Origin of the sequence: Mucilaginibacter sp. (genome assembly GCF_028288225.1) — a bacterium.
In the GTDB taxonomy this organism is placed as follows: domain Bacteria; phylum Bacteroidota; class Bacteroidia; order Sphingobacteriales; family Sphingobacteriaceae; genus Mucilaginibacter.
This window is the reverse complement of sequence record NZ_JAQBOC010000094.1, coordinates 1-12,303: the sequence shown is the minus strand read 5'-3', so window position 1 is coordinate 12,303 and position 12,303 is coordinate 1. Positions and strand designations below refer to the sequence as shown.

The 12,303-nt window shown below is 36.2% G+C and carries 11 protein-coding genes; all 11 read right to left on the bottom strand.

All coding sequences use genetic code 11. From position 1 onward, the window contains the following. Positions 1–49: 49 nt before the first annotated feature. Positions 50–1,234 (bottom strand): glycosyltransferase family 2 protein, encoded by a 1,185-nt coding sequence (locus JWQ54_RS27235; RefSeq protein ID WP_299591043.1) that lies wholly within the window; start codon positions 1,232–1,234, stop codon positions 50–52. A 62-nt stretch (positions 1,235–1,296) separates the two neighbouring features. After that, a complete protein-coding gene (locus JWQ54_RS27230; RefSeq protein WP_299591042.1) occupies positions 1,297–2,439 on the bottom strand; it encodes a glycosyltransferase in 1,143 nt (380 codons plus the stop codon). Positions 2,440–2,569: 130 nt separating this feature from the next. Next, the gene (locus JWQ54_RS27225) at positions 2,570–3,907 is read right to left on the bottom strand and encodes an oligosaccharide flippase family protein (protein ID WP_299591041.1); all 1,338 of its coding nucleotides are present in this window, start codon (positions 3,905–3,907) and stop codon (positions 2,570–2,572) included. After that, positions 3,907–4,521, bottom strand: a complete 615-nt coding sequence (locus JWQ54_RS27220) for a DapH/DapD/GlmU-related protein (protein ID WP_299591040.1) — start codon at positions 4,519–4,521, stop codon at positions 3,907–3,909. The genes JWQ54_RS27225 and JWQ54_RS27220 overlap by 1 nt, the downstream gene beginning before the upstream one ends. A gap of 28 nt (positions 4,522–4,549) precedes the next feature. Then, positions 4,550–6,037: an O-antigen ligase gene (locus JWQ54_RS27215; RefSeq protein WP_299591039.1), complete on the bottom strand. Its 1,488-nt coding sequence runs from the start codon at positions 6,035–6,037 to the stop codon at positions 4,550–4,552. A 213-nt stretch (positions 6,038–6,250) separates the two neighbouring features. After that, positions 6,251–8,413: a lipopolysaccharide biosynthesis protein gene (locus tag JWQ54_RS27210; RefSeq protein ID WP_299591038.1), complete on the bottom strand. Its 2,163-nt coding sequence runs from the start codon at positions 8,411–8,413 to the stop codon at positions 6,251–6,253. 4 nt (positions 8,414–8,417) lie between these two features. Continuing rightward, entirely contained in the window at positions 8,418–9,098 is a 681-nt protein-coding gene (locus JWQ54_RS27205) for a TolC family protein (protein ID WP_299591037.1), read from the bottom strand. A gap of 6 nt (positions 9,099–9,104) precedes the next feature. Beyond that, positions 9,105–10,193, bottom strand: coding sequence for a sugar transferase (locus JWQ54_RS27200; RefSeq protein WP_299591036.1), 1,089 nt, complete (start codon positions 10,191–10,193; stop codon positions 9,105–9,107). Further along, positions 10,171–10,560 (bottom strand): response regulator, encoded by a 390-nt coding sequence (locus tag JWQ54_RS27195; protein ID WP_299591035.1) that lies wholly within the window; start codon positions 10,558–10,560, stop codon positions 10,171–10,173. Before JWQ54_RS27195 ends, JWQ54_RS27200 begins: the two co-directional genes overlap by 23 nt. Positions 10,561–10,815: 255 nt before the next feature. After that, on the bottom strand, positions 10,816–11,448 hold the full coding sequence (locus tag JWQ54_RS27190) for a 4'-phosphopantetheinyl transferase superfamily protein (protein WP_299591034.1): 633 nt from the start codon (positions 11,446–11,448) through the stop codon (positions 10,816–10,818). A gap of 169 nt (positions 11,449–11,617) precedes the next feature. Beyond that, positions 11,618–12,303 (bottom strand): thioesterase domain-containing protein (locus JWQ54_RS27185; protein WP_299591033.1); only part of this gene is annotated, 686 nt, incomplete at its 5' end.

The following is a 12,303-nucleotide window of genomic DNA, read 5'->3' as shown; positions in this document are numbered from 1 at the left end:
TATATAATATTGCTTTTTAAAGTAACGGCTTTATTACAATAAGAAATGCTTATTTAACACTGTGCGTATGAGGCGTATGTATGAATTTTTTATTTGCCCCCTTTAATTTAAACAACAACAACAGCATTGCGAAAAATATTGCAGGGATCCTGATCAACGCTCCAAAAAAATCTTTGTTGTAAAAGCTAACAGGTATGGCTATTAATATACCTGTATAGCAACAAATAGTTGCGGCCAGCCATAAATGCCAATCAGGACCTATACCCGGTAATGCCAGTGAAACAAGCAGCATAAATGGCATTAAGCCAAGCATTAACACCCTTGGCAAAATTGATAGTTGGTACACTTCATTTAAATAATCAAACTTGCCTTTAAATAATGCAGAGATCCCGCTGCCTCCATATTTTTTAAGCAAATTAAACTGAGCCGAAAGCCATCTGCGCCTTTGCTTTTTAAATACTTCCTTGTTGCTTACTTTTTCATCATATATCAAAGCGTTCCCGGCATAGGCAACACTAATTTTATCGCCTGTAAGTAACAAACCCATCTCTTTATCAAACCCGCCAACAGCATCAATCCGCATCATAACCTGCGTAAATAATTTATACTCCAAAGCCATACCCGACCCAATAATAGCTGCCGAAAGGTTAAAAACCCGCTGCGATTTCCGGAAAATGTGGTTGTTAACCTCTTCGCTTATTGCATCTAAAACAGCTACAGAGGTATTTGTATTTTTTGCAACCCGGTGCCCTTGGATCACCCTGTTGCCCGCCTGCAAGTAATTGTTTATTTGGTATAAAAAATCAGGAGCGGCAACGTTGTCTATATCAAAAACTATGGCGGCATCAAAACCATCTTTGGTATTTTCAATGGCTTTATGTAACGCTTTTGACTTTGTACTGCTCTCAAAAACTACTTCTAAAACCTGTAGCGGCATTTGTTTTAATTTTGCTACTGTTTCGGGTTTTAATGAGTCGGCAATTACGCAAATATGAAACAGATCTTTTGGGTAGTCCAATGTTATGGCACTGGCCGCCGAATTTAATATGATCCCGTCTTCTTTATAGGAGCATATATAAATAACAAATTTTGCAAGGGTTGAACTCTGCGGAGGTGTTTTTACCTTTATAAATTTTCCTGATACCGAGAAAATAAATAAGTATAAGCTATACACACCCAGATAAATAAAGAGTATGCTTGTAATAATTGCTGCGATTAATCTGATAATCTCCATACGTTATAGTGTTATACGTAAGTTTTTATTAAACGATTAGTTTTAATTGATTTTTTTTAGACTTATAACAGAAAGCCACTTTTCTTTCTATCAAAATTTATTTTCAAGAGGCCTTTTATTTCGCTTATGCGGTGTTCCCAGGTGTTATCAGCAGCAACTTCAAGTCTTCTTTTCTGCAAAGTAACAGTGTCATTTAATGCATCTTCTATCGCATCAGAAAACTCTGCAGCATTTGTACAATAAGGCACAGTATCAAATGTGAAATCTTTAAGATCGGGATTAAAATCAGTTGATACTATAGGTCTGCCTGATCCCAGGTATTCAAAAAGCTTTAAGGGGAAGATGTCGCTGCTTACCTCGTCTTTTTTAAATGGAATTATAGCCACATCAAACCCTTTTAATACTGCCGGCATTTCTTCGTACGGAACCGGACCTGTGAGGTATAAGTTAGGGGCTTTATATTCCTCTTCTTTAATATAATACCTGTCAATAGGGCCGATCATCACAAAGCTTTTATCGCGATTAGCCTTAAAAAGTGTTTGCATCATATCATAATCTATCCGGCGTTCAATTGCACCAAAATAGCCGATTATTGGTTTTTTTATGCCTGCTAAAATTTCTGATTCCTTTAAATCCGGATCAAGCGTTTTTAAACTGTGACTTATGTTGGCTGCGTTTGGTATAAAGTAAGCGTTTTTGTTTAATAAGGCTTTTTTATTACGTAACTCTTTACTTGTGCAGATCACCATATCAACCTGCTGAACCAATAGATCTTCAGAAATTAATCCGTGCCTGGTTTGATAAGGTTCAATTATTGGATCAACACAATGATAAACGCTTAATGTTGGATTGAGTAGCTTATGCAGTGTTGGCAGCGTAAAATTGTAGGAGTTTATGTAGATGTAATTAGTGATATTTAAATTTCGGATCACTTTTTTTATTCGCGATCCAACTATCCACTCATTTGCTTTTAATGCCAGCCTATAAAATTTACCTTCAGGCAGCATATTTATTGATGGGACAGGAGGGGAGATAATGATTTTTAAATTTGGGATCTCCGTTTCAATAATACAGTTTGATGACGAGAAAAAATGCGATCTCCTTGTTTTAAATTCGGGCGTGTTTTTAAATTTGACATAGTCAAACCAAGTATATGGCCTGTCTACATAATAAACAAAGTTATCTTTTGCCAGGAGTTTAGCCATTGTATAATTTGTGGATTCCAGGCGACCGTCAAATTGCATTTGCGAGAAAATAATTATATTCTGGTTCCTAAGGCTCATGTAAAAAAGCTGGGTAATTTATTTATCAAAAAGCATTATATCTATTGCTATCTTAAATATGTCTTTCTTTATACTTAACAATGAAGGTACCCATCAATGCCTTTGTTTCGGTAAAGCCCATTTTTAATATTCCTAAAATTGTAAAGTCCAGGTATTTTTTAAGGATCCAGTATCCGTAAATTACACCGGCCAAAAACGTAAATATGGATGCAATAGCAACGGCATATAGGCTGTGGAAAAAATAAATCCCCACAAAGTCGCCCACAACATTTACGACCAGCATAATTATAACCTTTATCATATTGATTTTTGGTTTATTAAGCATATCAAGCGTTATTCCGAAAAAACGGTCGACCGGTAGTAGTAAGGCGAAACACATAAAAATGCGAAATATATTAGCGGCATTTGTATTAAGGTATTGATGCCCGCCTAACAGGTTGATTATCAAATCGGCAAAAATAATAGAAGCCAATGATACCGGTACCAATAAAATTGTTAAGATGCCTGCATATTTTTTAAGGATGTAAGTAATGTGACTTTTATCATCCCGGTTCACGGCTGAAGACATGGCTGGCATAGCTGTTGCAATAAAGCTACGGAGTGGAATTTCAATTACCTCCATTAATCGCTGAGGTAAATAATATATACCTACAAAAGCAGGATTGATAAACATGAATTTTATTATAAAATTATCCGAGCTTCTGAGTAAGTAAGAGCTTACAGATGTGCCTATGCTGAATTTTCCAAAGTTGGCAAGTTGTTTAATACAATCCCAGCTTCTATTACGGATCGATGTGAATTTGGCCCATCCGGTTACAATCGATACCAAGCTGGTAATTACAACAGATAAAAAGTAAGCGTATATTATAACCTGGAAAGTTGCCTGATGTAATATCATTAATGTGATAATGAATAGTAAAAAACAGCCCTGCCAAATTAGCTGCAAGGTAAAAATACGGTCAAAACGCTCTTCGGCCTGTAATATCCATAAAGCAACGCTTGAAGGCAGTGTGCTAAAATAGATTATGGCAAACCATTTTATAGTAATTTCGGTAGTGTGGTGACCATGATAAAATATAAACGCAATTAAGCTGATAAAACCTAATGCAGCGGTGACGGCAAAACCTAAAAACCAGGTTGATCCGGCAACAATTTCTGCCTCATCCTTACCCGCACCCGCATAAAATTTCACTAATGAAGTTTGTAAAAAACCGCTCCTTGTTAAGTTAGCCAGGGTAAAAGTTATTAAGAAGAATGACCAGTCGCCAAAATCTTCAACACTCATACTCCGCGCGAGCAATGATACAGTTACCATGCCAACAACAGGCATAACTGCATTACTGGCTAATGAAAGTGTATGTTTATTTATTAACTTTTTTACTACCGACATTATATTTTTCCCCAACTGTTGGTTTCGAAGTTGTACTTTTTAATTACGCGGGCGGGGTTACCTACAGCAACAGAAAATTGGGGTACATCTTTTGTTACTACGCTGCCGGCGCCTATTACTGCATGTTTACCGATGGTTACACCGGCGGTTATTACACAATTTGCTCCAATCCACACATTATCTTCAATTGTTATTTGTTTGGTTATTACTTTCTGGATCCGTGGGGGCTTGGTAACATCCTCATATCCATGATTAAGGCCTGAGATAACTATGTTTTGAGCAAGCATAACATAATTGCCCAATTTAACGGGGCCTATAATTACATTACTCAATCCAACTCCTGCGTTGTTTCCAATAAAAACATCGCCAACGCCATTATTTATTGTCGCAAAATCTTCAACAATACAGTTGGCCCCTATTTCAAATTTATTAAATGGAAACAGGTCCATCCTGGTATTAAATCGTATGATTGTATTTTTCCCTTTTTTGTGGATAAACGGGTTAACAAACCACCTTACCCATAACCTGGGCCTGGCCTGGCCATGCGGAATTATAAGCCAATGAGCAATCTTTTTAAGCTTTGGGTTTGATTTAATAGTTGATAGTAAGGACATTTGCTTTTAATTATTTCAGCATATTAAATTAACCTAATTGGGCCTGCACCTGGTTTTTTTGTTTATCCAGTCGTATGGTAACGTTTATTATAGCCATAGCTAAATAAAATAAAATGTTAGTTGGGTATTGTACGAATGCTTGCTGAGGATAGTTACCAATATCAAGTGCGAAAATTATTAATACCATTGCCATGCAATAGGTTTTTAGCTCCGGGTCTTTAATAATGTAGTAATAGTAAATACCTCTTTGGAGTATTATAAAATTAAATACACAAAAAAGTAACAGGCCTACCCAGCCCATTTCAACAGCAACCCTTACATAACCGCTATCCGGCGGAAACTTAGCAAGGTAGGAATTAGGTGCAAACCGCTGCCCCCAAATACCAACGGAGCCCAGGCCACCACCGATAGGATGTGACAGAATGTAAGGTTTAATTCGTCGCTGATTTTCTGCACGTACATTAAAAGATGCATCTTTTGACGGATTAAAAGCGGTTTGAAATCGTACAAGGCTCGGATTTGAAGTTGGAACTTTAATTAAAAAAGCCAGCACAAACCCTCCCGCCAATACAAATACCAAAATCCTTTTATTGAATTTTAATATAGCCAGCAAACCAATTGCTGCCGGAATTAAAACATATGATGCTCTTGTTCCAGAGTAAAACATTACCATTAAAAAAAAGCACATTAAACAAATAAGTATCGCTTTTTTATAGATATGGATATTGGTAAACAATAACGAAAGACATAATAAAGAAGCAGCAACCATGTTGTAAGCAAACACCACAGGATCCGAAAAAATTCCGAATTTACGCATGTGCCCCGAAATAAATAACAGGCTAACGCGCAATGGATCAGCATTAAGCCATTTACTTTCAAATGGAAAAAATCCAATATTTTCTTGCTGAAAAGCTGATATAGCGCCCAATAGTTCCAGTATCAGCAAAGCCTTGAACAATAGTTTTATAAAGTCTTTTGAGCGGATCTGAAAAACAAACACATAGTACAATAACATTAATACTGCAACTGTACGTACCGTGTAAATCCATGCTAAAACCGATGAAGCAGAAGGGTTAATTACCTCCAGCAGGTTATATACCAGCCAGGCCAATATAAAATAGCTTATTGGGTCTTTAAAATAATCCCATCTCTTTTCGTTTTTTTGCTTGATAAAGAAACCAAGGATAAGGATATAGGTTAACGCATCCATTACCAAACCAATTGGGGTATCATCGGGAAGGAAACGCGAAACATAATTTATAAAAAACGAAGCAATTATAAACAGAATAATACCAAATTTTGGATAAGCAATAGCGGCGTACACAAGGGGCAGAGCAGTAATTGCAACCAAAATAAGTACCCCTATTACCATGCCTTGCCTGGCTATTAAAAAACTTATAAATAACGAAGTAAACAACAAGAATATTAGTACAACCGGCTTCGAAAATTTATGTATGATTATACTTTCCCAAACCGATTTTTTAGGTGCGCTATTTCTGGTTTGGTCATTTGACATTTATAATGAGTAATGAATATTAAAAAAACAGAATTTTTATAGCCCAAATAAAAATGCTTGCAAACGCAACTGTAACAGCCAGGTAATAGCACTTTCTCTGCAAGGGACTTAAATCTTTTAAAGGATTATTTGCTATTTGAGAAGGTTCAAGTTGCATAGTCTAAAATGTATGTAAAAATGATTGAAAATGAACTATTAAGACCGAATGGTAAATTAATTTTCGCTCTTTTTTGATGCGCTAATTATGGTGGATTTATTTAAGATCCATCCGCCAAATTTGTTATTCAATGATTTTAAATAATCAATATACTGTTTGTGCAAGCCGGAAACACTCTTATTGACTTCAAAAACAGCTACAGTTTTGTTGGCAAATAGTACCCACTCTTTAGCTTTATTTAATGAATCGAGCGACGGCAAATCAATCAAAATTATATCATATCTTGATCGTAGCTGATCAAATTCATATTGAATTTGCTTTTCATCATTAATCTCAAGCAAAGTAATATCACCTCCACGGTTACCCAAAACACTTATTTTGTTGTTATCTCTTTCAATGTATGAGGTGTTCCTAAAATAATCTTCCACAAATAAAGTTGGCTGTAGATTGCGGGTAATGCCTGGATTATCAAAATTACCATCAATTAACAGCACCCTTTTATTGATTGCGCTGTAGGCATAAGCTAAACTGGTTGTGATAAGTGTTTTGCCTTCGCCATTGTCAATACTTGTAATAGCCAAAACTTTTTCACCCTTAAGCTCCTGATCAATTTCAAACCTGACTGAGCGCAGCAATTCTTTAAATTGCTGCATTTTATTCCTGTTCTCAACATCCCAAAGCTTTTTCAGATCAGGTTTTGGCCCTTTTATCATGTTTAATGTGCCCAGCATTGGTAATTGTGTGCGGGCCACCAGGTTAGAGGGCTCCTTAATACTATCATCCAGGTAAAATAAAATAAATAACGTCAACAGGCACACAAATAAGCTGGCCAATCCGCTAAACGCAATTAAAAACATTTTTTTTGATGGCTGAGCTACATCAGGCGTAGCCGGCTCAACTTGCACCAGCTTTATTGAAAATTTTGACTGTACATTGGTGGTATTATACCTGTTTAATACATCCAAATATTCCTTACTGGCAATATCTATATCAAACTCATAGGTTTTTACGGTTGCGTCAAAAGGTACTAGTCTTGAGAATTTGGCATTCAGGTCGTTTAACTCCCTGTTTATTGATTTTTCGCTATACTTGGCAAGGTCACGAGACACTTCAAGCTGTTGAGCCTGTAGCACCAGGGCGTCCTTCCCAATCCGCGGATCAAGCAAATATTTATCAGATGTGGTATGAAGCTGGGACACGAGCGCCGTTTGCATTGAATCCAGCATGGGCTTATACCTGGGGTTAAAGCCGCTGTGCACATATTCATCCGTTAATGTTTTCAATTGCTCTTCTGATGCAGCAATATCTACGTTATTTTGATTAACAGACTGTTCAATATACTTTCTGCTTTTGGGATCGAATTTGGCATATACATTTTGTAATGCACCTTCATTAGAGGCAAGGTTTCTTTGGTTCTCCAGTTTTTTATCTGTATAGGCCAATATTTGTGCAAATATAGTTTTGGATTGATCCTCAAGATTTAAAATGCCGTTTTTAATCTTATACTGCTGCAGTTCATCTTTCTTTTGATTTAATGCATTTCTCTTTTCTTCCAATAAGTTTGAAAGGAAATCTACCGCATTGGATTCATTCTTTTTAATGTTTACGGTATAGTAATCAATAAACTCTTTAGCAAGCGTATTTACAACAAATGCTGATAGCTGCGGGTTTTCGGATGTGAAGCTAACCGATATAAAATCACTTTCTTCAACCCGGGATATATCTAAATATTTTCTTAATGAGCGCTCATCATAATGCATTGAGATAAGCAACTGATTTAAACCGTTTTCATCCTTATTATATAATGATAATGGCTCGCCGCTTACCAGCTTTGCTTTGTAAACAACCAACGCATGCTGCACCGCTGCCGGGCTTAAATTCTTAAAATCGTGATTAAGCCTTCTGAATGGAGAAGTGCTGCTTAGATCGTGAATTATAAGTTGATATGAAACCTTGTCTACTAATTTTTTAAGCTTGATGATCTCCATCAAGTTACTAAATTGCCTGTTTATTTGGTCAGATTGGGCGTTGGGATTATTGTCTTTATCTAATAAATGACTTGATGCATCAACTATGCCGGTGGCAATTTGCGTATTGGAAACATATTCATCGGGCAAATTTTTGACAAGAAAATACGAAGCAGTTACCGTTGCTAAAACAATGATAATAATTACGTATTTATATTTACCTAAAAGTTTAAAATATGAAGATATTTCCATTAATCTATTTAATGCTTTCCAACTTGTCCCCTATAAGCTCTTCAAGATTAGTTTTGGCAGTAAAAACATTTAACTCAGCCTGTATCCTAAATGAATTTTGATTATAAAGGTTGTTTAACGATTCATTGTAAGTCTGAAACGGTGTTTCTCCTTTTTCAAAAGTGTATTTAAGATTTTTTGTTGAAGTTTGTGCATTTGTAACAGCAGTTACCTTGTTCCTTAAATCTGCCTGTGCTGCTAAATAAGCAAAGTAAAAGCGTTTTATCTGTGCTTCTATTGTCAGGTAATACTCCTGTTGCTGATATTCGGCAATCTTAACTGCCTCTCTTGCATTGTGAATTGTATAAGGTCTTTCAAAAAGCGAGCCTAAACTAACCGAAGCTACCAGTTGATAGCCTTTAAAAATGGTTGGCTGAGTTATATTAATAGAAGATTGCGGACTATAAATATACGATGCGCTGAAGGCTTCGAGCCAGCCAAAACTAGCCTGGTGAAAAGTGCTTCGTGCAATTTCAACCTGCTTTTGCTTTACTTTAGCTTCAGGGTAATTTTTTTTAGCAGTTGCTATAAGTTTTTCGAGGTATTCGTATGATAGGTCTTTGAAAAGGGTTTCCTGGGCATATAAGTTACTGGCCGAAATTGAAATAAACAGAGAGAGACAAATGATCCTAAATTTCTTATTCATTTTTTTTTACACTTTTTCTTTCTGGAAAACTGCCGGCACCGTTCTTATAAGGATCTTCCAATCAAGCCAAAAAGAGTAATTTTGCGCGTAAAAATTGTCTAATTTCTTTCTTTCACGTTCAGACATATCCGCTTTTCCCCGCTTGGTTATTTGCCATAATCCGGTTAATCCGGCAGGCCCCAAAAAACGCATTGACCATTCGTTTGATGTTAGCATTTCTGCTTCATAAACCGGCAATGGCCTGTTACCAACTAACGACATATCCCCCTTTAAAATATTGAATAATTGAGGCAGCTCGTCGAGGCTCGAATTTCGTAAAAATTTGCCGAGTTTGGTAACCCGTGGGTCGTCTTTAATTTTAACAAATGCTGCCTTTGTGCCTCCATCTTCATTTGCGTACTGATTTTGTGTTGATAACTCAACTAATAACTTATCCGCATCGGTGCGCATTGATCTGAATTTGTAAAAATCAAATACTTTATAGCCTGTGCCAACACGCTTGCTTTTGTAAAAAATGGGTCCTTTTGAGCCTAACTTAATGGCAATAACAACCGCCAGCATAATAGGGGATAGCGCCAGGATCATACACCCGGAGATAGAAAGATCCATAAACCGTTTACCAAACGGCGTTCGGTAGGTTATATCAACCTCTTTTGAAATTTCAATTAACTTGGGTTTAATTAATTTAAACTTTACCAAAAAGTTCAGCCGCTCGCGCAGGTCTGACATTGAAAAAGGATAAATATAAAAATCATGCACTTTTAACTGCATGGCACTTAATTTTAACGACTTATCGTTTGACAATGAAATTAATACAATGATCATTCCGTTAAAAAGGAAATTTGCCTTTAACCGTTCTACCAATGCAAAACATTCTCCTTGTTCATCCACCTCTAACAAAATAATTTCGGGCAGCGTTAAAATCGACTGGTTACCTAAATATTCTTCAAGTTGTAAAAGATAGTTATTATAGGTGATTCGAAAATAAGGGTTAAGCTCAGTTGCTACTAAATCCCGAATCTCTAAACCTGCGTATGCTATTCGGGTATGCGAACCTGCATTCTCATTCCACTCAGTTGCTATGGAATTCGTCATAAATACTTAATACTTGATTAATAGCTGATTTTAAGGAAGCAGGATTAAATGGTTTCGGCATATAAGCATCTACTTGAAAAGGCATGTTACTAACCTGGGTATCCAAATCATGAGCTGCAGAAAGCATAATTATAGGAATATCGCGAAAAAGACCGCTTATCTTAACATTTTTAATAAATGATTGTCCATCAAAATATGGCATCTGTAAATCGGATATAATTAATTCAGGAATATTGCCATCCTCAAGCCACGAAAAGGCATCAATTCCATTATTCCTAACAACTACATCGTAATCTTTTGAGAGAATAAAATTTAGGAGCTTTAAAATACTTAAGTCATCATCAACAATCAGTATTCTTTTTTTCATGTGTTAATCTGGTACTATAAATTTTGCTTGATTACGTAATTTGTGATGAAAAGGTTTAATAAACAACGATTTTTAAATGCAATACTTATCTTAATGCAATCCAATCAATGTGTATCGTTGGGCTCAATAATTGCTTTTTTACTTTTACCCTATAAAAATACCTAATTGAAAATTACTTTATACAATTATTTAAGAATTTTTAACGCTAACATTATGAACCACATAGCTCTTGTTTTTGATCTTTTTGGATGCCTTTTATTTAAACTGAAACCTGAAACCATTCAAATTGCTAATTACATCAAGGTCCCAAAATGAAATTTCATTAACGAATGGGGCGCTTGCAATGCTTGCTGTATACTGATTATTTAAGGCGAAAGTTTTAATTAACCAATTTGCATTTGAGGCAATAATGCCAGGTTGGATCAGGTGGGTTCCGTCAAGGACCGGGATAAGTCTAAGGTCTCCATCAAGGCCCTGGGCTGTTGCCTTGGTCAGCGCCTCTTTACGGGTCCATAGCCTGAAAAATCGGTCAATAGAATTTTCTTCCTTAATATAATTTATTTCAGCGACACTAAAGTTGTCATCTAAAACCTCATTAAAACCAAATGATCGATTTATAAATTCGATATCGGCGCCAATTGCTGAATTTGAAACTGCCAATAATATAGCATCACCCGAGTGTGAAAGGTTATATTGTAAATTTAAAGGATTCCCGCTTTTTATATAAGGTTTACTATTTTCTCCTACCCCAAACTCAACATTTGAAGGTGACTGGTTTAAATATTCCCCTAAAATGAGTCGCAAAGCACCACGGCTTATAATAAACCTGTTACGATCCTTTAGCTGGTAGAACCGGCTAGCCCTTGCTATTTCATCGGGCGCTAGCATTGTTAAAAAGTCGTCTGTCAAGGACATATTTGAGCTAACTCCAATTTTCCATATATCAAGATTATTACTTATGCCAAAGGTGCATGTGGCAGCTTTATGCCAGGTTATATCAGTTAAATATTGATTGACGACTGTAATTGACCGCATAATTAAATTGAATGAGGGCAATTTACTTTTTTACAGCATCATCCAAACAATTTTGTAATACCCGGGCAAATATTTTATCATTAGGTGCTTTAAATATGGTATTGTGCTCACCCGGAATGCGATGAACATTAACCCCTTTAAGGGCATACTGTTGCCATCCTAAAAATTCAAAATCATCCATATAAAATGTGCGATTTTCAGCCCTGAAAACTTCAACTGTAATATTATAAGGCTTTAGCTGGTAACGTTTCTCAGCATAGTTATTCATTTCATCTATTTTATTTGAATAACCAAAAAAGCCTTCCTGGCTTTGCTCTTTGCCATATCTCAATTTCCAATAAGCACGCACAAGCCTGCGTTTCAAAGATGTTTGTTTATCTGTTACAATATCTTTAAACCCATTTTTAGAAGTAACAGCATATTTCATTTTGCGGTTAAAAAACAGCCCTCTTTTTATTGCTTTGGTTAACGGGGCATCGTAATGTGGTGTTCGGTAGGCATAAGTATCAAACATGGCCAGCATTTTAACTTCCTTGCCTAATGCTTCAAACTGCTTGGCCATTTCAAAGGCTATGATGCCGCCAAATGAGTAGCCTGCCAAAGCATAAGGGCCGGTTGCGTTTTGCTGCATAATGGCATTTATGTAATGCGCTGCAATTTCTTCAATGCTTTCCAAAGGTTTTTCAATGCCATCCAAACCTTTGGCCT